Below are 21,809 nucleotides of genomic sequence, written 5' to 3'. Positions count from 1 at the left end.
CACTGATAACCGCCTTCGATCAACCTGACCCACTCTAGCTATTTCACTGATCAATGCACTCCGTGCCATGCTGAAGCACGTCCAACCCCTCATGGAAGCCCTCAAAAGGGATGCTTCCGCCATGCAAGGAGAGCGCGTGCTCACTGTCGGTGACAAGTTCCCCACCTACGACCTGACCGCCTGCGTGTCGCTGGAGAGCGGCAAGGAGTTCGAGCAGATCGACCACAAGTCCTACGAGGGCAAGTGGCGCGTGGTGTTCTTCTGGCCGAAGGACTTCACCTTCGTCTGCCCGACCGAGATCGCCGCGTTCGGCAAGCTGAACGACGAGTTCCAGGACCGCGACGCCCAGATCCTCGGCGTCTCCGGCGACTCGGAGTTCGTCCACCACGCCTGGCGCAAGGACCACGCCGACCTGCGTGACCTGCCCTTCCCGATGCTCGCCGACTCCAAGCACGACCTCATGCGCGACTGCGGCGTCGAGGGCGAGGACGGCTTCGCGCAGCGTGCCGTGTTCGTCGTGGACCCGAACAACGAGATCCAGTTCACGATGGTGACCGCCGGTTCCGTGGGCCGTAACCCCAAGGAGGTCCTGCGGGTCCTCGACGCCCTGCAGACCGACGAGCTGTGCCCGTGCAACTGGAACAAGGGCGAGGACACCCTCGACGCGGGCGCCCTGCTGGCCGGTGAGTGAGCATGGCCCTCGATGAGCTGAAGTCCGCCGTCCCGGACTACGCCAAGGACCTGAAGCTGAACCTCGGTTCGGTCATCGGCAACAGCGAGCTCCCGCAGCAGCAGCTGTGGGGCACGGTGCTCGCCTGCGCCATCGCCTCGCGTTCGCCGAAGGTGCTCAAGGAGCTGGAGCCGGAGGCCCGGGAGAACCTGAAGCCCGAGGCGTACCAGGCCGCCAAGGCCGCCGCCGCGATCATGGCGATGAACAACGTCTTCTACCGGACCCGGCACCTGCTTTCGGACCCGGAGTACGGCACCATGCGCGCCGGACTGCGGATGAACGTCATCGGCAACCCGGGCGTCGAGAAGGTCGACTTCGAGCTCTGGTCGCTCGCCGTCTCCGCGATCAACGGCTGCGGCCAGTGCCTCGACTCGCACGAGCAGGTGCTGCGCAAGGCCGGTGTCGACCGCGAGACGATCCAGGAGGCCGTCAAGATCGCCGCGGTGATCCAGGCGGTCGGCGCGACGCTGGACGCCGAGGCCGTGCTGGCCGAGTAGTTCCCGCCGTACGGTCACACCGTCGTACGGCCGTACTGCTGTACCGCTGTACGGGGAAGGGCCCGGGGTTCATCTGAACCCCGGGCCCTTCCCCGTACCCGCCGCCGCTCTCCTACCTCTGCTTCTTCAGTTCCTTCATCAGCTCGCGCGCGTCCTCCACCAGATAGGTGCGCAGCGCGGCCGGGTCGAGCTTCGGCGGGGCGGGCGGCTCGCCCTTGCCGTCCCAGGTCAGCGAGGGGCTGACCCGCAGCCGCAGCTCCGCCTGGCCGTCCACGACGTCGAGGGTCATGGCCGTGTCGTCGTCGTTGACGAACGCGGTGTCGCCGATGCCGTCGATCCGGTCGCCGCCGCCGATCATCGGGTCACGCATCAGCGCCTCGAACTCGGGGCGCGGGTCGATGACCCGGTGCAGCCGGTAGGTGACCTCCAGCTCGTACGGCACCGGCTTCGCCTCCAGCTGCACGAGGCAGTTGGTGCTGTAGAGGGCGGACTCGTCGAGGACCATCGGGTTGGTGGCCTCGCCGCGCGGTCCGAGGGCGGCCGCGAGGCCGTGGAAGGCACCCACCTGGCACGGTTCGACGGCCCGGTAGCCGCGCAGATCGGGTCCTGTCGTCTCGTTCTGCCGGTCGTACGCGTAGAGGCCACCGGCCCAGACGACCGAGGCGGCGACGGCGCCGCCGACCGCCCACAGCCAGGGGCGGCGGGCCCGCGACCCCGGGCCCGGCGGCTCGGCCGGGGGCGGCGGCGGGGGCTCGTGCAGGGCGGTCCCGGGCGCGGAGAACTCCGCGCCGCCGACGAGTTCGGGTTCGGAGATCATGGCTCGATCCTGCCGGGTGCCGGGGTCGGGGCGATCTCGTGGGCGGTCGCACCGCGGGGTTCGGGGGCGGCGCGCAGCGCCTGTTCACTGCTGTACGCGCGGAGGTAGCCGACCACCGTGTTGGCGACGGCGACCAGCGGGACGGCGACGACGGCGCCGCCGATCCCGGCGGTGAGGCCGCCCGCGGCGACCGCGAGGACCACGGCCAGCGGGTGGACCCGGACGGCCCGGCCGAGGATGAACGGCTGGAGCACATGGCCCTCGATCTGCTGCACCGCGAGCACCACCACGAGCACCATCAGGCCGGTGAACAGGCCGTTGGTGACGAGCGCGACGACACAGGCGAGGGCGCCGGAGATGACGGCGCCGACCAGCGGGATGAAGGCGAACAGGAAGATGAAGACGGCGAGCGGCACGGCCATCGGCACATCGAGGATCCACAGCCCGAGGCCGATGAAGACGGCGTCGATCAGGGCGACGAGCACGGTGCCGCGGACATAGGCGGTCAGCGTCCGCCAGGCGCGCGGGCCCGCGCCCGCGAGGCCGGGCCTGGCCTGCGCGGGCACCAGCTTCAGCGTCCACTCCCAGACCTTCTTGCCGTCGTAGAGCAGGAAGAGGGTGGAGAACATGGCGAGCAGGATGCCGGTGATGGCCTCCACGATCACGGTCACGCCCGCGAGTCCGGCGGAGGTGATCTGCTCGGTGTTGGCGCCGATGGTGTCGCTGAGGTTCTTCGCGATCTGGTTGATCTGCTGCTCGGTGACGTGGAACGGGCTGTTGAGCAGCCCGCGCTTGAGCTCCTCGATGCCGTCCTTGACCCGGTCGGACAGGCTGTCGATGTTGTCCATCACCTGCCACACCACGAACCAGCCGACCAGACCCATGATCACGAAGCCGGTGACGGCGGTGAGGGCGGTGGCGAGGCCGCGCGGCAGCCCGCGGCGGCGCAGCATGGCGACGGTGGGCTGGAGCAGCGCGGTGATGAGCAGGGCGGCGACGAAGGCGAGGACGACCAGCTGCACGGAGCTGATCACCTTCATCAGGACCCAGACGGTCCCGGCGAGGACGAGCAGCCGCCAGCCCGCCTCGGCGGCGACCCGCATGCCCCAGGGGATGACGGCGATCGGGTCGGGGCGGGCGGCGACGGCGGGGGCGTAGGAGGGGGGCGCGGGCACGGTGCCGGCGGCGGGCTCGTGCCGGGGGTCCGCGTCGGGCCCGGCCTCGGCGGCCGGGGCCTGGGCGGGGGCCGGGGCCGGGGTCTCCGGTACGGCGGGCCCGGCGGGCGCGGTCCTGGCCGCGGCTCCGGGTGGGGTGCCGGGTCCGGTTCCGGTGCCGGGTCCGGCTCCGGGCGTGGTCGCGGGGGCGGCGGGCCGGGGCTCCGGGCGCGGGCCGGAGGCGGCGGCGGTGCGTACGGCGTAGGGCGGACCCAGCGGGTCGTCGCGCTCGGCCCGCGCCCGCCGTTCGTCAAGTCGGTCGCCGACCCGGCTGAGGCTCTCGCCCACCCGGTGCAGCCAGCCTGGCAGTCTCGACATGCTCTTCCCTCTCCCCCACTCCCCCGCTCGGGTCCTCGAACCTACACCCCGCGCACGCGGAAGCCCCCCACCGAAGGACGGCGAGGGGCTTCGCGAGGTTGAGCGGGGTCCGGTACGGATACCGGGCGCGGCTCGGGCCGTGGACCGGGCCGGTCCTGGGCGCTGCCTAGGGCCTGTCTGACAATTCGCGTCGGATCAGGCCGGGGCGTTCGGTGCGTGCGGCCGGGGCGCCCTTGTAGCGGAGCTACTCGGGCGTTTCGGCCGTGCGGCGAGCGTGCGTGCCGGGCGGGCCGGACCCGACGGGAACTGTCAGACAGGCCCTAGTACCAGCGGTTGGCCTGCCAGAACGACCAGGCGCCGCAGGGGCTGCCGTAGCGGCCGTCCATGTAGCTGAGGCCCCACTTGATCTGGGTGGCCGGGTTGGTGCGCCAGTCGGCACCCGCGCTGGACATCTTCGAGCCGGGCAGGGCCTGGACGAGGCCGTAGGCGCCGGACGAGGCGTTGGTGGCGCGGTAGTTCCAGCCGGACTCGTGGTTCACGATGTTGCTGAAGCACTGGAACTGGTCCGCCGGGATCATCTGACGGGCGATCGCCTTGACGTCGGCGACGCTGTAGGACCCCTGGGCGGAGAAGCTGGTGGCGTCGCGCACGGCGGACCGGCTGGCGCGCTCGGCCTCGGCCTCCTTGCGCTCCTTCTCGGCCTTCGCGTCGGCCTCCGCCTTGTCGGCGGCCTTCTTCTTGGCCTCGGCGTCCTTGGCGGCCTGCAGACGCGCGGCTTCCTCGGCGGACTTGCGCGCGAGGGAGTCGGCGGCGGCGGCCTGGACGTCGGCCTGCTCCGCGAGGGAGGAGACCTGGACCTGCGCCTGATGGCCGGCGGGGATGTCCGCGAGCAGCGTGCTGTCGGCCGCGGTGGCCTCGAAGTTGTCGTCCGAAGCCTGCGCCGTGTTGCCCGAGGCAACACCGACCACAGCGCCGACGGTGGTGACCGCGGTGGCCGAAGCCACTGCGAATCCCCGGACCGAGATCCGGCTCACACGGTTTCCTTCCACAATCGCCCGAGATGGTGACCACGCGGGCGAAATCGTGCCCCTGACGCTGGTCTCCGTACTGCTGGGTCACAGAAGACACGGGCCCGTGGTGCTGTGGGCGGCATACGACGACGGCTGTTGAGTTGTGTGGTGCAGCACCGCTGGGGGTGCACGTGTGCCGTATGCGGGGCCTGACGGAAGCAAGACTTTGCCGGACGCCGACGCCGCAAGGCAATTCCACGTTGCGTGTGAAAGCTCACACCTGGCTGTACGTGCGGGATTTGGCGTTTGTTCGAGACAGCGCGGCGCCGCCCGGCTAAGCTCTCGCGCTTCGCCGGGCGGCGCCAACTCCCTTACGGGGCCCACAAAGGGGCGAACCGGATCAGATCTGCCCGTCCTCCAGCATTTCGGTCACAAGCGCGGCGATCTGCGAGCGCTCGGAGCGGGTCAGCGTGACGTGGGCGAACAGCGGATGCCCCTTCAGCTTCTCCACCACGGCGACGATCCCGTCGTACCGGCCCACCCTCAAGTTGTCGCGCTGGGCGACGTCATGGGTGAGCACGACCCGGGAATTCGCCCCGATCCTGGACAGAACGGTCAACAGGACGTTCCGCTCCAGGGACTGGGCCTCGTCGACGATGACGAACGCGTCGTGCAGCGAGCGGCCCCGGATGTGGGTGAGCGGCAGCACCTCCAGCATGCCCCGGCTCAGCACCTCCTCGATGACCTCACGGCCCGCGACGGCCGACAGGGTGTCGAAGACCGCCTGCGCCCAGGGGCTCATCTTCTCGGCCTCGGTGCCCGGCAGATAGCCGAGCTCCTGCCCGCCCACCGCGTACAGCGGCCGGAAGACCATCACCTTCTGGTGCTGCCGGCGCTCCAGGACCGCCTCAAGGCCCGCGCAGAGCGCGAGCGCGGACTTGCCGGTGCCCGCCCGGCCGCCCATCGAGACGATGCCGATCTCCGGATCGAGCAGCAGATCCAGCGCGATCCGCTGCTCGGCGCTGCGGCCCCGGATGCCGAACGCCTCCCGGTCGCCGCGCACCAGGCGCACCGACCCGTCGGCCCCGACCCGGCCGAGCGCCTTGCCGCGCTCGGACTGGAGCACCAGCCCGGTGTGCACGGGCAGCTCGGCGGCCTCCGGCACGTACAGCGTCTCCTGGTCGTACAGCAGGTCGACCTGGTCTGCGGAGAGCGCGAGCTCCGACATGCCGGTCCAGCCGGAGTCGGTGATGGCGAGTTCGGCGCGGTACTCCTCGGCCAGCAGACCGACCGACGACGCCTTGATGCGCAGCGGCAGGTCCTTGGAGACGACGGTGACGTCGTACCCCTCGGCCTGGAGATTGCGGGCGACGGCGAGGATCCGGGAGTCGTTGTCCCCCAGCCGGTAACCGGCGGGCAGGACCCCGGGGTCCGAGTGGTTGAGCTCGACGCGGAGGGTCCCGCCCAGCTCCCCGATGGGGAGAGGGGAGTCGAGCCGCCCGTAGCGAACCCGGAAGTCGTCGAGCAGGCGGAGCGCCTGCCGGGCGAAGTAACCCAGCTCGGGATGGTGGCGCTTGGCCTCCAGCTCGGTCACGACGACGATCGGGAGCACCACTTCGTGCTCCTCGAACCGGGACATCGCGTTGGGGTCGGCCAGCAGGACGCTGGTGTCGAGAACATAGGTGCGCCTGTCGGACAAGCGGCGCTTCGTGCTGGTCACCACGGAAGGACAGACCCCCTTCGAGGACCCCTGTGAGGTCGGGGTGCGACAGGACCTGGGCGGGCGAGCACGCGAGGTGCGGGATCGCTCGCCACGGCGGTGGTGTCGTGGCGGAATGGGACCGGGCTCAGGCACCGATGCGCGGGCCGAGCACCGGCCCTCCGCTTCGTCCGTACATGTCCTGCACGGTCGTCCTGGTGCAAAGGGCCTCCCGGGTGGCGGTCTCCGTGCCGCTCACTTCACCTGGGATATGCCCTCGAACATGGGCCGTCATGCAGGGGCATATGACGGCGTGTTCGTGAACAGGGGGTGACGGATGATCCAGCCGTGCGGGAGGTGGCGGGGGTTCCGCTCCGGGACCGCCGAAAGGGCCGGGAAGAAGGGGCCGGAGGGGCCGGGAAGAAGGGGCCGGGAAGAAGGGGAGTCGGGGGTGTCAGTTCCCGAAGCGCCGGTGCCGGGCGGCGTAGTCGCGCAGCGCCCGCAGGAAGTCGACCTTGCGGAAGGCCGGCCAGTGCACCTCGCAGAAGTAGTACTCCGAGTGCGCGCTCTGCCAGAGCATGAACCCGGACAGGCGCTGCTCGCCGCTGGTGCGGATGACCAGGTCGGGGTCGGGCTGGCCGCGGGTGTAGAGGTGCTCGGAGATGTGCTCGACGTCGACGATCTCGGCCAGCTCCTCGAAGCTGGTGCCGCGCTCGGCGTGCTCCAGGAGCAGCGAGCGGACCGCGTCGGCGATCTCCTGACGGCCGCCGTAGCCCACGGCGACGTTCACGAGTATCCCGGTGTTGTCGTGGGTGGCCTGCTCGGCCTCCTTGAGCACCGACTGGGTACGCTCGGGCAGCAGGTCCAGGGTGCCGACGTGGTGCACCCGCCAGCGGCCGTCGGCGGCGAGCGCCCGTACCGCGTCCTCGATGATCGCGAGCAGCGGGACCAGCTGCGCCTCGGGGCGGTTCAGGTTGTCGGTGGAGAGCATCCAGAGCGTGACGACCTCGACGTCGGTCTCGGCGCACCAGCCGAGCAGCTCCTGGATCTTGTCGGCGCCGGCCTTGTGTCCCTGCTCGGGGGTACCACCTGAAGCCTTGGCCCAGCGCCGGTTGCCGTCGAGGATGACGCCGATGTGCTTGGGCACCGCGGCGTGGTCGAGGCGGCCTTCCACCCGGCGTGCGTAGAGCCCGTACACCAGGTCGCGCAGGTTCACTGTTCTTAACCCCTCCATGCAGTGTCGGCCCCCGAGGCGGCCACATTACTGCGGTCGGGTAAGCCACTCCCAGCCCGGGACTGTCACAAGTCCGTGATAAGCAGAGATACGTGACTGATTCCCCCCTGTATCTCGCCGCCCCGGCCCGCTATGACGCGATGGAGTACCGGCGCACCGGCCGCAGCGGCCTGAAGCTCCCGGCGATCTCGCTCGGCCTGTGGCACAACTTCGGCGACGACCGCGCCCTCGACACCCAGCGCGGGATCCTGCGCCGCGCCTTCGACCTGGGCGTCACCCACTTCGACCTGGCGAACAACTACGGGCCGCCGCCCGGCTCGGCCGAGCTGAACTTCGGCAAGCTGTTCGCGCAGGACTTCGCGCCGTACCGGGACGAGCTGATCATCTCGACGAAGGCCGGGTACGAGATGCACCCCGGCCCGTACGGCGAGTGGGGTTCCCGCAAGTACCTGATGTCGTCGCTCGACGCCTCCCTGAAGCGGATGGGCCTCGACTACGTCGACATCTTCTACTCGCACCGCTTCGATCCGGACACCCCGCTCGAGGAGACGATGGGTGCGCTGGCCTCCGCCGTGCGGCAGGGCAAGGCGCTGTACGTGGGTGTCTCGTCGTACACGAGCGAGCAGACCGCCGAGGCCGCGCGGCTGCTCAAGGAGATGGGCGTCCCGGCCCTGATCCACCAGCCGTCCTACTCGATGATCAACCGCTGGACGGAGGAGGACGGCCTGCTCGACACCCTGGAGGCGGCGGGCATGGGCTGCATCTCCTTCGTGCCGCTGGCGCAGGGCCTGCTCACCAACAAGTACCTGAAGGGCATCCCGGAGGGTTCCCGGGCCACCCAGGGCAAGTCCCTGGACCCGAACCTGCTCTCCGACGAGGTCCTGCGCCGGCTGCGCGGCCTGGCCGACATCGCGGAGCGCCGCGGCCAGTCGCTCGCCCAGCTGGCGCTGTCGTGGGTGCTGCGCGATCCGCGGATGACGTCGGCGCTGATCGGCGCGTCGAGCGTGGCGCAGCTGGAGGAGAACGTGGCGGCGCTGGCGGCGGCGCCGCTGACGGAGGCGGAGCTGAAGGAGATCGACTCCTTCGCGGTGGACACGGCGGGCACCAACATCTGGGCGGGCCGCGGCTGAGTCCCTCCGAAGACCTGAAGGGCCGCTAAACCGGGGAGCCTGCGCCGTCGGGTGCGGGCTCCCTTTCTTTAAAACAAAAAACGGGCCGGTCCGTGGGGGGGATACGGACCGGCCCGAGGGGGGGTTTCCACCATAACCCTTCATTAGTCGTCCTGTGTGCCAGCCGCGCGGACGGATCGCGGTCGGATGGCCCGGAGGCCAAGTGCCACAAGGGTTGTGAAGGTGTGTGGCGGGTTTGTGCCCGGGCGTGGCGGCGTATCCGTACCTCCCACGGGGGACCCCTGCCCCGGTGTCCGGGGTTGACGTGCCGGGTGGGGGGAGACGCTGGTCAGGGAGCCGTGGCGGGGTGGTGGCGACGCAGGAGCGTGATGCCGTCACGGCGGGCGACGACCTGGTACCCGTAGGCGCGCTGGGCGCGGGCGAGCTCGGCGCGTTGTTGTTCCGGGGGGTAGGGCCAGTGGCCGCGGCGGTAGGGCCAGGCTTCGGGGGCTTCGGGGTCGTGGACGATCCATTCGGCGGTGGGTGCCGGGAGGTCGGTGCGCCGGTACTCGTACAGCCGTCCGTCGACGGGGAAGGTCGGGAAGAGCACGACGGTGCAGCGGGCGGTGAGCTGGGGGGCGAGCCGGTTGGAGGCGGCGACGGTGGCGCCGTCGGGGATGCGGGCGAGGAGTTCGCGGGCGGCGGTGAGGTGGGGGGTGGTGTGCCAGGTGGCGCGTTGGGCGAGTTGCGCGAGGGGGAACGAGGGGAGCAGCACGGCGGTGACGGCGAGGACGGTGGCGAGCGCGCCCCGCACTTGCGACCGAGCGGCCGGCCGGTCGAGGACGTCGAGGAGTCCGGCGAACACCACCGGCATCAGGATCGCGCTGTAGTGGAAGGCGGTGCCCCAGTGGAAGCCGTTCTCGGAGGCCATCCGCCAGCCGAGGGTGGGCAGGGCGATCAGGGCGAGCGGGGAGCGCAGGGCGAGCAGCGCGGACGGGGCGAAGACCAGGATGAGGGTGGTGGCCTTGGTGTCGGGGCGCAGCAGGTCGAGGGGGGCGTGGCCGAGGGCGGCGAGCTGGCCGGCGTGGGCGTAGCCGCCGGTGATGTCGAGGGCGGGCAGCAGGACCTTGATCTCCAGGGCGGAGCCGAGGAGTCCGACGGCGAGGGTGGCCCAGCCGAGGCGGCGCCCCCGGCGGTTCTCCCCCTCCCCCTCCCCGGCCTGTTTGCGGTTCTTGAGGGCGATGTAGCCGCCGACGGCGGCCAGCGTGAGCCCGAGGTCCTCCTTGACGAGGAGCAGCGGCGCGGCCCAGCCGACAGCGGCCCGCCAGCGGCGCCGGCCGAGTGCTTCGAGGGACCAGGCGAGCAGGGGTACGGCGAGGGCGACCTCGTGGAAGTCGAAGGCGGCGGCGGAGGCGATGCCCCAGCTGAGTCCGTATCCGGCGGCGACGGCGTGGGCGGCACGCGGGCCGACGACGCGGATCGCCCAGCGCACGAGGGGTACGGCGGCGAGGGCGAGCAGCGCGGACTGGGCGACGAGCAGGGTGAGGGGTGAGGGGAAGACCCGGTAGAGGGGGGCGAGCACGGCGAGCAGCGGGTGGAAGTGGTCGCCGAGGAGGTTGAAGTTCTCGCCGCGCAGGGGGGCGACGGGGGCGCCGAGGTGGGCGTAGCCGCGGACGGCCTGTTCGAAGATGCCGAGGTCGTAGCCGGTGGTGCGCATGAGGACGTGGCGGCGGACGGCGACGGTGGCGTAGAGCAGGCAGAGGGTGGCGGCCCAGGCCCAGGGGATGAGGGCGGGTCTTCGGTACCAGGGATGGGGGGTGGGCGCGGTCGGGGTGCCGGAAACGGCCGCTACGCGCGCGTGCGGTGACGATGACTCATCGATGGTCCGCATTTGTGACATATGGGGTGATGCTAGGGCGGTGGGGTCAGGGCACCGCGGTGAACGCGCCGAGGAGCAGCCCGAGAAGCGCGCCCGTGATCATGAAGGGCCCGAAGGGGATCGCCGCGCCGCGTCCGGCCCGCCGGGCGAGGACCAGGCCGAGCCCGTACACCGCGCCGAGCAGGAATCCGGCGAAGGCGCCGAGGAACAGCACCGTCCACCCGTACCAGCCGAGGGCCGCGCCGAGCGGCACGGCGAGTTTCACGTCGCCGAGGCCCATCCCGTCGGGGTGCAGCAGGAACAGCAGCAGATAGCCGCCGCCGAGCGCGAGCGCCCCGAGCAGCGCGTGGAGCCAGGACCCGGCGGCGTACGGCAGCGGCGCGACGAGTCCGAGCAGCAGCGGGACCGCCGCCGCGAGCGGCAGTGTCAGCCCGTCGGGCAGCCGGTGCACCCGTACGTCGACGACGGCGAGCAGGGTCGCGACGGGCGCGGCGAGCAGCCACACCAGCAGCTCGGGGCGCGGTCCCGCGGCGGCCGCGAGGGCGGCGCAGGCGAGCGCGGTGAGCAGCGGGGCGGTGTACGGCGTGGGCGTGGTCGCGCAGTCGGCCCGCCCTGGCCCGCCCAGCCAGCCACGCCCGGGCCCGGTGAACGGGTGCCCCGCCGGGCACGCGGCCCGCCGGTCGGCGTCGTGCGGGACGGCGAGCCGGTAGGCGGCCCGCGGCACCAGGGTCCCGGCGGCGGCGCCCCAGAGGGCGGCGGCCAGGACGAGGGCGAGAGCGAGCATGGGCACGAGGTGACCCTATGGCCTGTCTGACAATTCGCGTCGGATCAGGCCGGGTCGTTCGGTGCGTGCGATCGGCGTGCGGCCGGGGCGCCCTTGTAGCGGAGCTACTTGGGCGTTTCGGCCGTGCGGCGAGCGTGCGTGCCGGGCGGGCCGGACCCGACGGGAACTGTCAGACAGGCCCTAGGGTCCTGCCCATGGGGAGGACTTGGCGGGACGGGCCCGGCTGGTTGCGGACGCCGGGCGGCGCGGTGCCGTTGGAGGTCGCGGCCTCCTACCGGGCGCGGCGGCGCGGACTGCTCGGCCGGGACGGGGTCGAGGGGGTGCTGCTGCTCACCCCGGCGAACAGCGTCCACACCTTCGGGATGCGCTTCACGATCGACGTCGCCTATCTGGACCGCTCGCTGACGGTCCTCGACGTCGTCACCATGCCGCCGGGCCGGCTCGGGATGCCGCGGCTGCGCGGCCGGCACGTCCTGGAGGCGGCGGGCGGGGCGATGACCGGATGGGGGCTGCGGCCAGGGGTGACGGTCTCGGTGACGTCCGGCAGTGGGGGCGACGGCGGGACCGAGGGCGTCACGGCGGGCCCGAACCCAGGAGCGTGAGCGCCCCGTACACCGCGGAGGCGAGCGCGAGCACGCCGAGGACGGCGACGACGGTACGGGTCCGCAGCCGGGCGAGCGCCACCGCGGGCGGCAGCAGGAGTCCGAACGCGGGCATCATCAGGCGCGGCCGCGACCCGAAGTACGCGGCGCCGACCAGCGAGATCACCACCACCGCGATCGTGTACACGAGCACCGGCAGCGACTGCCGCTCCCGCCGCCACAGCCGCACGCACAGCGCCACCAGCCAGCCGAGCAGCGCGAGCGCCGCGCACAGGCCGAGCGCGGCGGGCCAGGGCTGTCCGGCGACGAAGCGGGCGAGCGCGACGCCGCCGTCGATGGAGTTGCCCCAGGCCGCCTGGACGTCGAAGTAGGCGGTGGCGCTGGACTCGCGGACGCCGACGTACACGACGTAGCCGAGCCAGCCGAGCGGCGCGAGCAGCGTCCCGGCGAGCACCCGCAGGCGCAGGCGGCGTTCCCGTACGACGGTGACGATCGCGGTGATGCCGATCGCGGCGATCAGCGCGGCGGCGGTCGGCCGGGTCAGCCCGGCGAGCACGGCGAGCGCGCCCGCGAGGAGCCAGCGGTCCTTCAGGAGCGCGTACAGGGACCAGGCGGCGAGCGCCGTGAACAGGGTCTCGGTGTACGCCATCGACTGCACGAACGCGGTCGGGTACACCCCCCAGAGCACCGCGAGCACCACCCCGGCGCGCCGCCCGGCGACCCGCTCGCCGACCGCGTGGATGCCCCAGGCGGCGGCGAGCGAGGCGGTCCAGGAGACGAGCAGCCCGGCGGTCGCCGCGTCGAGCGGCGAGACGGCGGCGACGGCCCGCTCCAGGGCCGGGAAAAGCGGGAAGAAGGCCAGGTCGGAGTGGATCTCGCCGTGCGGCAGGGTGACCTGGTGGCCGTAGCCGTGCTCGGCGATCCGGGTGTACCAGACGGCGTCCCAGCGCCCGCGCAGCCGGTGCAGCCCGTCCTTGCCGGTGGCCGCCGCCCAGCAGGCGAGCACGAGCAGGCCGAGCAGGCGGGTGGCGGCGTAGCCGCCGAGGGCGGCCCAGGGCGGCTTCGCGGCGGTGGCGGGGGCGGGTGCGCCGGTGGCGGGGGCGCGGGTGGTGCGGGACATGCGGTCGATTATCGGCCGCGGGTACCCCCTGGGCCGACCCGGCCTGGCCCGGCTCCCCCGGGCTCAGCCGGTGGGGCGCAGCCGCAGGAAGCGGGCGGCGAGGACCGGGCCGAGCTGGCCGACGATGGCGTGGCCCGGCTCGTGCGGGTGCGGCAGGTCGCCGAGGAACGAGGTGACGATCACGTCGTCGACGCATGTCTCGCCGCGCCCGGACTGCTCCTCCAGGAACTCCAGGGTGCGCCGCCAGTCGACGGCGCAGTCCGCCTCGCCGAGGAAGGCGCCGACGGTGCCCTGGACGACGTCCCAGAAGAACACGTGGGGCTGGACGTCCCCCTGCCGGAAGACGTGCGCGTCGAAGACGGGGCGGAACTCGGGGACCCGGGCGACGAGGTCGCTGACGAGTTGCACGCCGGGCGCCGGGGCGGGGGCGGCGTCGGGGGTCGGGGTGGGGGTCGGAGTGGCGGTCTGGAGGGTCATGGCTTGCCCGTTCGGAAAGCTGTGAAGTGTGCCGGTGGTGCGGGTTCGGCGGAGCTCCGAATCTCAGGATGCTCCTGCCGAAGTGCCCCGTACCGTCGCTTTTGCGCTTTCCTTACGGCGTCTTTCGTCGGGTTTTCCACAGGGGGCGCGAAGTGTCCTCCATCCGTGGGACCTTGGGCATATGTACGAGTTGAGGACGCTCGCCAGGGGCGGGGTGCTGCTCACGGTGTGGGCGCTCGCGGCGGGCCGGCCGCACGGCACGCTGCTCCGGCGGCTGCGCGGCGAGGGCTGGCAGCGGCTCTGCCGGGGCGCGTGGGCGGTCCCGGGGAAGGAGGTGGACTGGCGGGTGCGGGCGGCGGCGGTCCAGCTGCTGCGGCCCGAGCTGGTGTGCAGCCACGGCACGGCCGCCGCGGTGCACCGCGTCGAGCTCCTGGCGCCCGGGGCGCAGGAGGGCGCGGACCTGCTGGAGTTCACCGCGCGCCGGGCGAGTTCCGGCCGGATCGTTCATGGCCGGATACGGGTGCACGGCTCGGGCGCGCTGACCGAGCGGGACTGTGCGACCAGGCGCGGTCTGCGGGTGACGACCGCGGTGCGCACGGTCGGCGATCTGATACGGGCCGCGGGCGGCCGGGAGGCGGCCGTGGTGGTGGCGGAATCGGCGCTGTCCCACCGGCGCGTCGCCGGACTGCGCCGGGAGCCGCTGGTGCGCGCGGCGGAGCTGGCCGCCGAACTGGCCGCGCCCCGCCGCGCGGGCGGCCCGGCGGCCCGCCGCTGGCTGCCGCTCGCGGTGCCGGGCTCGGGCTCCCCCGCCGAGACAGTCGCCCGGCTGCGGCTGTCCGACGCGGGCCTCCACGCGGAGGTCCAGCCGACCCTGCGCACCCGTCCGGCCGCCCGCTGCGCCCCGACCTGTTCTTCCGGGCCGCCGATCTCGCCGTCGAGATCGAGGGCTTCGCCTTCCACGGCACCCGCGCCGCCCACGAGCGCGATGTGCGCCGCTTCAACGAGCTGCAGAGCTGCCCGGAGGTGCGGCGGGTGCTGCGCTTCACGGCGTACGAGGTGTTCCGCCGCCCGGACCGGATGACGTCGACGGTCCGGGCGGCGCTGGCCGAACTCGCGCCGCGCTCTTAGGCCGTGTCTTTCGGATCATGCCCTGAAGGCCGCACCATGAACGACAAGCCGACCGTCTGTTCGAGTGCCTGGCGGGCCGTGGGTCACGAACACGTCGTGAGACGTGCGACCGCCGTGGCGTGGCGGGCCTGGAGTTCCGGGTCCGTCGACACCCGTAGGAGTGCGGTGAGCGCGCGTACCGCGCCGTCCTCGTAGCCGGAGGACTCCGCCTCTCGGGCCGCCAGGTCGAGTTGGGCGATGCCTTCGGCCTCGTCGCCGAGTCCCAGCAATGCCTCTCCCCTGATCATCAGGAGCAGGATCCGGGGTACGTCGACCGTGCTCGGGCGCTCGTCGGAGCCCAGGGCGACGGTCGCCGTGTCGAGGGCCTCGCGCCATCTGCCCGCGTCGGCCCAGTGGCGGGCGAGGTGCTGCAGGGCGAGCCTCTCGATGGTCCGGTCCCCGGCCTCGCGGGCCAGCCCGACCGCCCGCTCGCAACCCGCCGCGGCCTCGTCCAGGTGGCCGAGGGACGATTGCGCGACGGCCAGGACGATCAGGGCGTTCGCCTCGGCCACCGCGTCGCCGGACCGGGAGGCGAGCTCGCAGGCAGTCGCCAGGTGGGTGAGCGCCTCCGGGACGCGTCCTTCCTCGGTCAGGACCCAGCCGAGCACGTTCAGCACCCGGGACTCGCCGTGCTGGTCGTCGTCGGCCCGCGTCGCCTCGAGGGCGGTCTCCAGGAGCGGGACCCAGCCGTCCCGCACGCGCCACACGATCAGCGGCCACAGCAGGAGGACGATCCGCCAGGTCCTGCCGTGCAGTCCGGCGGCGTGCGCCGCGGCCACCGCCAGCGTGAGGTCGTCCCGCTCGGCCGCGTACCAGGCCACGGCGGCGGACCGGTCCCCGAACTCCCGTACGGCGACGGGCGACAGGTAGTCCGCTGGCATCGGGAAGCACTCCTCGTTGCCGGGCTCGGCCGCCGCCACGGCCGCGAGGGCCGTGGCGATGTGGTGGTCGAGTACGCGCTTCAGCGCGTCGGGGCCGACGTCGGGGCCGTGTGCGGAGAGGCTGCGTGCGTAGAGGCGTACGAGGTCGTGCATCGTCCATCGCCCCGGCGCCGACTCGGTGACCAGGTGGGCGACGGTCAGCCGCTCCAGGGACGCCTCGGCCGCCGCCAGGTCCGTACCCGCAAGAGCAGCGGCCGCGTACCGGTCGACGTGCGTACCGGGGTGACAGCCGAGGTGTGCGAACTGGCGGGAGACCTGCGGCGGGAGCTGTTGCAGCGTCAGCCGCAGCGCCGCTTGCACACCGGTGTCCTCCACGTCCAGCAGACTCAGCCGACGTGTCTCGTCCGACAGCTCGGCGGCCATCGCCTCCAGCGACCGGTCGGGCCGCCCCGCCAGCCGGGCGGCCACCACCCGCAGCGCGAGGGGCAGCCCGTCGCAGAGCTCGGCCAGCCGTCGCGCGGCCGCGGGCTCCGCTCCCACCCGTTCCGCGCCGAGCACTCCGGCGAGGAGCATCGTCGCGTCCTGCGGCCCCAGCACGTCCACGGAGACGGGACGGGCGGTGTCGGTGACGATCAGCCCCGTCAGCCGGTGCCTGCTGGTGACGACGGTGACGCAGTGGCGACCACCGGGCAGCAGCGGCCTGACCTGCTCGGAGTCACGGGCATTGTCCAGCACCACGAGCAGTCGGCGGTCGGCGGCGAGCGAGCGGAACAGCGCGGCCGCGCCGTTGGCCGACTGCGGTATCCGGCCGTCCGGCACGCCGAGCGCGGGCAGGAACTCGCGCAGCACCTCCAAGAGGGCCGGCTCGCCCGTGTCGCCGAAGCCGCGCAGGTCGGCGTAGAGCAGTCCGTCGGGGAATCCGGCGCGGCCGCGGTGGGCCCAGTGCAGGACGAGCGCCGTCTTGCCGACCCCGGCGGGCCCGACGACGAGGCAGACGGGTGCCTCGCCCGTGGCGGCCCGGGACAGCTCGGCGAGCTCCGCCGCCCGCCCGTGGAAACCGCGCGGCGCGCGCGGCAGCAGGTCGGGCGCACCGGTGCGCCCGGCGTCCGGTGCGGTGGCAGGGGGCGGAACGTCCGTCGTGGCGGCCGGGCGGGGGCGGCCCAGGCTCGCGACGCGCTCCAGCTCCCCGGCGCCCGCCTCGTCGAGTTCCAGGGCCGCGGCCAGTGCCCGCACCGTACGGCGCTGGGGCCCCCTCGAGCGCCCCCGCTCCAGGTACGACAGGGCCCGCACGCTGACTCCCGCGGCGTGCGCGAGCTCCTCCTGGCTCAGCCCCGCCCCGGTCCGCAGACCGTGCAGAAGCGCGCCGAAATCGCCGGTGTCCGGTCGTCCGGTACCCATGCTGAACAAATCCCCTGGTCGACGTGGCGCCGCCCAGCGCCGCACCTCACCCGCAAAAGTATGCGGGACACAGTTTTGCAGGCGAGATTTCGTGTTCCGCTCCCGCCCCGTCGGGTTGGCTGCACCTACGAGGGCACGGGCGCCGGATCCACCGGAGCGCCCTCTCGCCCCTCTCCCCCACTCCGCCAGGACACGGCCGGTACGGCCGGTACGGCCGACGGCGGGGCCAGGTGAGACCCCGTACCACGGACCGCATCCCGGGTACCGCAGCCCGCACACGAAGGACTGGAGTTCCATGCCCCGCACCACCCCCCACGCCGACGGCGCCGGATCGCGTCGGCGGTCCCGCCCGCTGGCACGATTGATGACGGTCTGCCTCGCGCTGGGCGCGGCACTGCTGACGCCCGCCGCGGCGGGGGCGGCCGGGTCGACCAACGAGGAGGCCTACCGCAACATCGGGCAGCCGGACCGCGCCGAGTGGATGTGGGGCATGGCGAGCGACACCCCGCTGTCGGCGATGTCGTTGCCCGGCACGCACGACACGCTCGCCCTCCACGGCCCCTACGCGCAGACGCAGGAGGACTACGGCGACAGCGCCGACACGCTCAGGGCGCAGCTGGACCGGGGCATCCGGGCGATCGACATCCGGGTCCGCGTCACCGAGAACAAGTACTTCGCGATCCACCACGGCAAGGCCTACCAGCAGGCCAACTTCGACGACGTGCTGACCAAGGCCCGGTCCTTCCTCACCGCACACCCGACCGAGAGCGTGGTCATGCGCCTGCGGGCCGAGTGCCCCTACGCGAACGGCGGTCTGGCCGACTGCACGAACGATCCGGATTCGGTGACCCCCGAGAAGGTCCGGTCGATCTTCGCCGGCTACGTGGCGCAGTACCCCGGACTGTTCTACGCCCCCTCCGCCAGCGGTTCCGGCCGGGCGACCGTCCCCACGCTGGGGCAGGTCCGCGGCAAGGTGGTCCTGGGGAGCTTCGACAACGTGGACAGCGACGACTACGGGATCAAGGGCTTCAACGACCACAAGGACGACCACTGGGCGCCCAAGTCCGTTCCGGAGAAGTGGGGCTACGTCAAGGGAAACGTCAACAAGGCGATCACCGGATCGGCCAACGATGTGTACGTCACCTACTCTTCGGCCAACAGCGCCCCTTCCGGTCCGAGCCCGGACGACTTCGCCGGGGGGTACCGATCCGTCCAGGACGGTGTCACCACCGAGTTCCTGGGCATCAACTACCAGCTCATGAAGCACCTCAACAGCAGTGCCGGCCGGGTCGGCATCATCATGACCGACTTCCCCGGCTGGGGCCTGGTGAACGCGATCATCGACCACAACGACGACTATGCCGTCAAGGGAGGTGACCGGGCCATCTGGTATGTCAACGCCGACAAGACCTACGTCAACAGCCAGTACGGCCGGTGCATGGTGCGGGGCCCGGAGTTCGACAGTTCCAAGACCGGCGGCCTGGTCACCCAGCGCGCGTGCCAGTCGACTGCGCCCAGCAGCCACCAGTGGGGCGCCGAGAAGCCCTCGTACGACGGCAAGGGCCATTACTGGATCAAGGCGAGCAACGGCAAGTGCCTGACGGTCCCCTACAACAACGGCACCCCGCCGGGCGCCGGGACCCAGTTGTTCTGGTGGGACTGCGAGACCCGCTGGTTCTCGGGTAACCAGATGTGGAACGTCATCCCGACCAAGGTCGCCACCGCGACCGGGTCGCGGCCGGGCTACACGTTCATCAACAACTGGACGGGGAAGTGCCTGTCCATGGACCCGGCCACCGCCGCCGAGTCGGGCGGCAAGGTCACGCAGGACACCTGCCCCAAGTAGCGTCCCCGGTCCCCGGTGCGCTTCCCGGCCGCCCCTCCTCCCCGGAGGGGCGGCCTTCGGCATCTCGGTCGGCGGTGACGTGGAGCGACCCACCTGGGGCATCCCACCTGGGGCATTCCGACTGGGGCATTCCGAAGGGGATCGTCCTGCCGGCGACGGCTAAGAGCTGGTGCGGGGGAAGGAGACCTCGACGCGACGGTTCTTCTTCCGGCCCTCCTCGGTCGCGTTGTCGGCGATCGGGTAGTCCTCGCTGTATCCCCGGATGTCGAAGGTCGTCCCCGGGTCGAGCCCCTTCGCCAGCTCCAGCTGCACGGCGTTCGCCCGGTCCTTCGACAGCTTCAGCCCGTGCTCGTACGTCCCGAGGTCATCGGTGAACCCGAACACCCGGACCCGCCGCGAGCCCTGCTTGTTCACCTCGGCGGCGATGGCGGCGATGCGCGCGGTGGCGGCGGGGCTCAGCTTGGCGCTGTCCTTCGGGAACAGCACCTCGGCCTGCAGCGCGAACGTCACGTCGACGTTGGTGTCCTCACGGCGCTGCTCGCCGCCCTGCTCCTCGACGATCTGCTTGATGTCGAGCACCTTGGCGGGCGCGAGCGTGGCGCCCTCGGGGAGCATCAGGCCCGGGGATTTGGTGTCGATGACGGGTGGGGGGGCGCCGTTGGAGGTGGAGTTGGGCGGGTCGTCGGCGCGGGCGGGGCCGAGGGCGGCGCTGGTGATGAGGAGGAGGGCGAAGGTGAGGGTGAGGGCGGTGCGGGGGTGGGGGCGGAGCGTCGGAGTCGTCGAGGTCGTCATGATGCGCCTCAGGAGAGCTTGATGGTCGTGGGCGTGAAGGTGGGCAGCTGGAAGCTCACCTCGCCGGTGGTGGCGGGCGGGGCGGGGAACTGCATGAAGACGGGAGCGGTCGCACCGGCCGCGACGATGTTCAGACCCGTGGTGGTCAGCGGCCGCCCCTCGGTGTCGCGCAGGACGTAGTAGCGCTTCTTCTCCTTCAGGTCCACCAGCGTGGCGCCGCCGAACGAGTCCCCGTGCTCCACCACCTCGGTCTCGTCGCCCTGGACACCGGCCGGGATGGCCTGCGGATCGTTCGCGGTGTTCTTCAACGTCCCCTTGATCGTGATGAATCCACCGGCGTCGCGTTCGGCCGAGTTGATCACGATCTCGAAGCCGTTGGGCCCCTTGGTCGTGCCGAGCACCTGGTCGGGCTCCTGCGACTGGGGCTGCGTGTTGCCGCCCGCGCCGTTCTTCGCCGGTGCGCTGGTGGCCTTCGTCGGCTTGCTCGGGGCCGGGTCGTCGCCCCCGCAGCCGGCGAGGCCGAGACCGAGTCCCACCACGACCGCCGCCGCGACCACTCCTCTGACGGTCTTCGTCGTCTGCCGCACACTCATCAACAGGATCCTTCGTTCTCGTCAGTCGACCAGTCGGACGGTGAACAGATCGGCCGCGTCGGGCAGCCGCGGGTCTTCGGGGTCGATCGTCCATTCGGCGTCGTCGCAGACGAGACCGGTGATCGGTTCGGGTTCGGGACTGGGCGTCGGCTCCGGGCTCGGCGAGTCCGTCGGGGTGGGTCCGGTGGGCGTCGGCGGGGGCGGGGTCGGCGGCGGCGGGTCGAAGGAGCAGCGGGGTTCGAGGACGGCCGTGGCCGTCGCCTCGCCGTGCACGTTCTCCGTACCGGGGACGAGGGATCGTCCCACGCCGGCGTCCGTGCGGACGTGCAGCCGGAACACCTCGGCCCCACCCGCCCGGTACGGGGCGCACGCGCCCGTCACCTTGGCACCGTTGTCGGCCGCGTACCGGTCGGCGCTGGTGCAGGCGGAGGCGGCGACGTAGTCGGTGCCGTCGATGAAGCCGTCCCAGCGGTCCGGTTCGAGGATCACCTGGAGCCAGCCGTCGCGCAGTTGACGCCGGGCGTCCTGGGCCGCCGCGAGCGCCGCCGCGTCGGCCGCGGTCTGACCGCCGTTGCGGGTCACCGCGGCCTGGGCGACCACGAAATAGACCAGTGCGAGGAAGAGGAGTCCTGCCACGACCGCGATGTACGCGGGGAACGCCTGCCCCGCCTCCCGGTCCCTCCCGGGGCGCACTAGCCCGCGAGCTTGGCGATCTTGTTCGAGATGGCGGTCTTGATCGACTGTCCGATGCTGGTGCCCGAGATCGCGACCACGATCGCCACCACCACCACGATGATGCCCAGGTACTCGATCGCCGTCTGGCCCCGGTCGCTCCGGTGGGCGGCGCGGGCCTTGGCGCGGTCTGCGCCCTTCTCGGCCCAGGTGGAGGTGTGGACCTGAGCCTTGGTCATGGCCTTGAGCAGCGCGTTGTTCATCTCGTTCCCCTCCGGATGACTGCGTGTGCGTGCCGGGTCCGGCGGGGGCAGGGTACGCCCGTACCCCCCGGGGATCACAGGGTCCGTAGGCCCAATCACCCTGCGTGACACGTCTCTTCGGCGTCATGACGCCGTCCTCGTGCCCAGCCACGACGCGATCGCCTCGCCCCGCGTCGTGCTCTGCAGCTTCGCGAAGATCCGGTTGATGTGGTTCTTGACCGTCTTCTCGGAGATGGAACAGGTGGCGGCGATCCGCTGGTTGGTCATGCCGGACGCGATCAGGTCCATCACCTCCACCTCCCTCGCACTCAGACCGAATCGTTGCACTCGCGAAGCTGGATATCTGAAGTGCAGTATATTCGCGACAGTTGACTTGGCGCCAGCATGTGCAGTCGCATGGACCATCTCGATCAGCTCCGCCACCCCGAACCGCCCGTGCACCAGTCGACCGCACCCGGCCCGCACCACCGGCACCGGAGCGTGCGTCAGTAACAGGACCGGGGCCAGGGCCGAGAGCAGCGGCACCGCGTCCGGGTCGTCGTCCAGGATCACCAGGTCCGGGGCCAGGCGGTGGACCCGGGCGAGGGCCGCCGGGGCCGAAGGGGACTCCGCCAGCACCGTGATGTCCGGCGTCGCGCCGAGCAGGACCACCAGGCCCGCCCGGACCACCGGGTTGCCGCTCACCACCACCACGTTGACCATCCGAC

The 21,809-nt window shown here is 72.0% G+C and carries 21 protein-coding genes; 6 read left to right on the top strand and 15 right to left on the bottom strand.

Going from position 1 to position 21,809, the window contains the following annotated elements:
* The first annotated feature begins 136 nt into the window (after window positions 1-136).
* Both ACIPXM_RS04430 and ACIPXM_RS04425 read left to right on the top strand, forming a co-directional pair.
* Window positions 137-691, top strand: a complete 555-nt coding sequence (locus tag ACIPXM_RS04430) for a peroxiredoxin (RefSeq protein ID WP_401651792.1) — start codon at window positions 137-139, stop codon at window positions 689-691.
* A gap of 2 nt (window positions 692-693) precedes the next feature.
* Window positions 694-1,227: an alkyl hydroperoxide reductase gene (locus ACIPXM_RS04425; protein WP_401651791.1), complete on the top strand. Its 534-nt coding sequence runs from the start codon at window positions 694-696 to the stop codon at window positions 1,225-1,227.
* Between the two features lie 112 nt (window positions 1,228-1,339).
* Here the strand turns inward: ACIPXM_RS04425 and ACIPXM_RS04420 are convergent, their stop codons facing one another.
* The 5 genes from ACIPXM_RS04420 to ACIPXM_RS04400 all read right to left on the bottom strand — a co-directional run bounded on the left by ACIPXM_RS04420 (window position 1,340) and on the right by ACIPXM_RS04400 (window position 7,501).
* Window positions 1,340-2,044, bottom strand: coding sequence for a hypothetical protein (locus ACIPXM_RS04420; RefSeq protein WP_401651789.1), 705 nt, complete (start codon window positions 2,042-2,044; stop codon window positions 1,340-1,342).
* Window positions 2,041-3,576, bottom strand: coding sequence for an AI-2E family transporter (locus ACIPXM_RS04415; RefSeq protein ID WP_401651787.1), 1,536 nt, complete (start codon window positions 3,574-3,576; stop codon window positions 2,041-2,043). Before ACIPXM_RS04415 ends, ACIPXM_RS04420 begins: the two co-directional genes overlap by 4 nt.
* A gap of 320 nt (window positions 3,577-3,896) precedes the next feature.
* On the bottom strand, window positions 3,897-4,610 hold the full coding sequence (locus tag ACIPXM_RS04410) for a transglycosylase SLT domain-containing protein (protein ID WP_401651785.1): 714 nt from the start codon (window positions 4,608-4,610) through the stop codon (window positions 3,897-3,899).
* 376 nt (window positions 4,611-4,986) lie between these two features.
* Window positions 4,987-6,309, bottom strand: a complete 1,323-nt coding sequence (locus ACIPXM_RS04405) for a PhoH family protein (protein ID WP_401651783.1) — start codon at window positions 6,307-6,309, stop codon at window positions 4,987-4,989.
* Between the two features lie 430 nt (window positions 6,310-6,739).
* Window positions 6,740-7,501 (bottom strand): isoprenyl transferase, encoded by a 762-nt coding sequence (locus ACIPXM_RS04400; protein WP_401651781.1) that lies wholly within the window; start codon window positions 7,499-7,501, stop codon window positions 6,740-6,742.
* Between the two features lie 110 nt (window positions 7,502-7,611).
* Here ACIPXM_RS04400 and mgrA point away from each other — a divergent pair, with 110 nt between their 5' ends.
* The gene (gene mgrA, locus ACIPXM_RS04395; RefSeq protein ID WP_401651779.1) at window positions 7,612-8,649 is read left to right on the top strand and encodes an L-glyceraldehyde 3-phosphate reductase; all 1,038 of its coding nucleotides are present in this window, start codon (window positions 7,612-7,614) and stop codon (window positions 8,647-8,649) included.
* 328 nt (window positions 8,650-8,977) lie between these two features.
* Here mgrA and ACIPXM_RS04390 read toward each other — a convergent pair whose 3' ends face one another.
* Window positions 8,978-10,519 carry a DUF2079 domain-containing protein gene (locus ACIPXM_RS04390; RefSeq protein ID WP_401651778.1) on the bottom strand — a complete coding sequence of 514 codons (1,542 nt, stop codon included), beginning with the start codon at window positions 10,517-10,519 and terminating at the stop codon, window positions 8,978-8,980.
* 34 nt (window positions 10,520-10,553) lie between these two features.
* The gene (locus ACIPXM_RS04385; RefSeq protein ID WP_401652497.1) at window positions 10,554-11,291 is read right to left on the bottom strand and encodes a prepilin peptidase; all 738 of its coding nucleotides are present in this window, start codon (window positions 11,289-11,291) and stop codon (window positions 10,554-10,556) included.
* Between the two features lie 194 nt (window positions 11,292-11,485).
* Here ACIPXM_RS04385 and ACIPXM_RS04380 point away from each other — a divergent pair, with 194 nt between their 5' ends.
* Window positions 11,486-11,893, top strand: a complete 408-nt coding sequence (locus tag ACIPXM_RS04380; RefSeq protein ID WP_401651776.1) for a DUF192 domain-containing protein — start codon at window positions 11,486-11,488, stop codon at window positions 11,891-11,893.
* Here ACIPXM_RS04380 and ACIPXM_RS04375 read toward each other — a convergent pair.
* Both ACIPXM_RS04375 and ACIPXM_RS04370 read right to left on the bottom strand, forming a co-directional pair.
* Window positions 11,865-13,013, bottom strand: coding sequence for a glycosyltransferase family 39 protein (locus ACIPXM_RS04375; RefSeq protein ID WP_401651774.1), 1,149 nt, complete (start codon window positions 13,011-13,013; stop codon window positions 11,865-11,867). The genes ACIPXM_RS04380 and ACIPXM_RS04375 overlap by 29 nt on opposite strands.
* Before the next feature lie 63 nt (window positions 13,014-13,076).
* Window positions 13,077-13,490 (bottom strand): hypothetical protein, encoded by a 414-nt coding sequence (locus tag ACIPXM_RS04370; protein ID WP_401651772.1) that lies wholly within the window; start codon window positions 13,488-13,490, stop codon window positions 13,077-13,079.
* A gap of 181 nt (window positions 13,491-13,671) precedes the next feature.
* Between ACIPXM_RS04370 and ACIPXM_RS04365 the strand changes: the two genes are divergently transcribed.
* Window positions 13,672-14,571 carry a hypothetical protein gene (locus ACIPXM_RS04365; RefSeq protein ID WP_401651771.1) on the top strand — a complete coding sequence of 300 codons (900 nt, stop codon included), beginning with the start codon at window positions 13,672-13,674 and terminating at the stop codon, window positions 14,569-14,571.
* Between the two features lie 130 nt (window positions 14,572-14,701).
* Here the strand turns inward: ACIPXM_RS04365 and ACIPXM_RS04360 are convergent, their stop codons facing one another.
* A complete protein-coding gene (locus ACIPXM_RS04360; protein WP_401651769.1) occupies window positions 14,702-16,936 on the bottom strand; it encodes an ATP-binding protein in 2,235 nt (744 codons plus the stop codon).
* A gap of 295 nt (window positions 16,937-17,231) precedes the next feature.
* Here ACIPXM_RS04360 and ACIPXM_RS04355 point away from each other — a divergent pair, with 295 nt between their 5' ends.
* Window positions 17,232-18,782, top strand: coding sequence for a phosphatidylinositol-specific phospholipase C domain-containing protein (locus ACIPXM_RS04355; protein WP_401651767.1), 1,551 nt, complete (start codon window positions 17,232-17,234; stop codon window positions 18,780-18,782).
* 159 nt (window positions 18,783-18,941) lie between these two features.
* On the opposite strand, the gene ACIPXM_RS04350 is transcribed toward ACIPXM_RS04355, so the two are convergent.
* The 5 genes from ACIPXM_RS04350 to ACIPXM_RS04330 all read right to left on the bottom strand — a co-directional run bounded on the left by ACIPXM_RS04350 (window position 18,942) and on the right by ACIPXM_RS04330 (window position 21,804).
* A complete protein-coding gene (locus tag ACIPXM_RS04350; protein WP_401651765.1) occupies window positions 18,942-19,574 on the bottom strand; it encodes an OmpA family protein in 633 nt (210 codons plus the stop codon).
* 8 nt (window positions 19,575-19,582) lie between these two features.
* On the bottom strand, window positions 19,583-20,167 hold the full coding sequence (locus ACIPXM_RS04345; protein ID WP_401651763.1) for a hypothetical protein: 585 nt from the start codon (window positions 20,165-20,167) through the stop codon (window positions 19,583-19,585).
* A 21-nt stretch (window positions 20,168-20,188) separates the two neighbouring features.
* Window positions 20,189-20,803, bottom strand: a complete 615-nt coding sequence (locus ACIPXM_RS04340) for a hypothetical protein (RefSeq protein WP_401651762.1) — start codon at window positions 20,801-20,803, stop codon at window positions 20,189-20,191.
* 56 nt (window positions 20,804-20,859) lie between these two features.
* A complete protein-coding gene (locus ACIPXM_RS04335) occupies window positions 20,860-21,102 on the bottom strand; it encodes a Flp family type IVb pilin (RefSeq protein ID WP_401651760.1) in 243 nt (80 codons plus the stop codon).
* A 123-nt stretch (window positions 21,103-21,225) separates the two neighbouring features.
* Entirely contained in the window at window positions 21,226-21,804 is a 579-nt protein-coding gene (locus ACIPXM_RS04330) for a response regulator transcription factor (RefSeq protein WP_401651758.1), read from the bottom strand.
* Window positions 21,805-21,809: the final 5 nt, after the last annotated feature.

This window comes from Streptomyces sp. NPDC090025, assembly GCF_044748125.1.
In the GTDB taxonomy this organism is placed as follows: domain Bacteria; phylum Actinomycetota; class Actinomycetes; order Streptomycetales; family Streptomycetaceae; genus Streptomyces.
This window is presented reverse-complemented; position numbering and strand designations above follow the sequence as displayed.

Excerpts from the sequence above, each read along its gene's own strand:
- ACIPXM_RS04390 (WP_401651778.1), bottom strand. The coding sequence starts at position 10,519 with ATGCGGACCATCGATGAGTCATCGTCACCGCACGCGCGCGTAGCGGCC.
- ACIPXM_RS04335 (WP_401651760.1), bottom strand. The coding sequence starts at position 21,102 with ATGAACAACGCGCTGCTCAAGGCCATGACCAAGGCTCAGGTCCACACC.
- ACIPXM_RS04415 (WP_401651787.1), bottom strand. The coding sequence starts at position 3,576 with ATGTCGAGACTGCCAGGCTGGCTGCACCGGGTGGGCGAGAGCCTCAGC.
- ACIPXM_RS04330 (WP_401651758.1), bottom strand. The coding sequence starts at position 21,804 with ATGGTCAACGTGGTGGTGGTGAGCGGCAACCCGGTGGTCCGGGCGGGC.
- ACIPXM_RS04350 (WP_401651765.1), bottom strand. The coding sequence starts at position 19,574 with ATGACGACCTCGACGACTCCGACGCTCCGCCCCCACCCCCGCACCGCC.
- ACIPXM_RS04420 (WP_401651789.1), bottom strand. The coding sequence starts at position 2,044 with ATGATCTCCGAACCCGAACTCGTCGGCGGCGCGGAGTTCTCCGCGCCC.
- ACIPXM_RS04370 (WP_401651772.1), bottom strand. The coding sequence starts at position 13,490 with ATGACCCTCCAGACCGCCACTCCGACCCCCACCCCGACCCCCGACGCC.
- ACIPXM_RS04355 (WP_401651767.1), top strand. The coding sequence starts at position 17,232 with ATGCCCCGCACCACCCCCCACGCCGACGGCGCCGGATCGCGTCGGCGG.
- ACIPXM_RS04345 (WP_401651763.1), bottom strand. The coding sequence starts at position 20,167 with ATGAGTGTGCGGCAGACGACGAAGACCGTCAGAGGAGTGGTCGCGGCG.
- ACIPXM_RS04360 (WP_401651769.1), bottom strand. The coding sequence starts at position 16,936 with ATGGGTACCGGACGACCGGACACCGGCGATTTCGGCGCGCTTCTGCAC.
- ACIPXM_RS04380 (WP_401651776.1), top strand. The coding sequence starts at position 11,486 with ATGGGGAGGACTTGGCGGGACGGGCCCGGCTGGTTGCGGACGCCGGGC.
- ACIPXM_RS04375 (WP_401651774.1), bottom strand. The coding sequence starts at position 13,013 with ATGTCCCGCACCACCCGCGCCCCCGCCACCGGCGCACCCGCCCCCGCC.
- ACIPXM_RS04425 (WP_401651791.1), top strand. The coding sequence starts at position 694 with ATGGCCCTCGATGAGCTGAAGTCCGCCGTCCCGGACTACGCCAAGGAC.
- ACIPXM_RS04365 (WP_401651771.1), top strand. The coding sequence starts at position 13,672 with ATGTACGAGTTGAGGACGCTCGCCAGGGGCGGGGTGCTGCTCACGGTG.
- ACIPXM_RS04385 (WP_401652497.1), bottom strand. The coding sequence starts at position 11,291 with ATGCTCGCTCTCGCCCTCGTCCTGGCCGCCGCCCTCTGGGGCGCCGCC.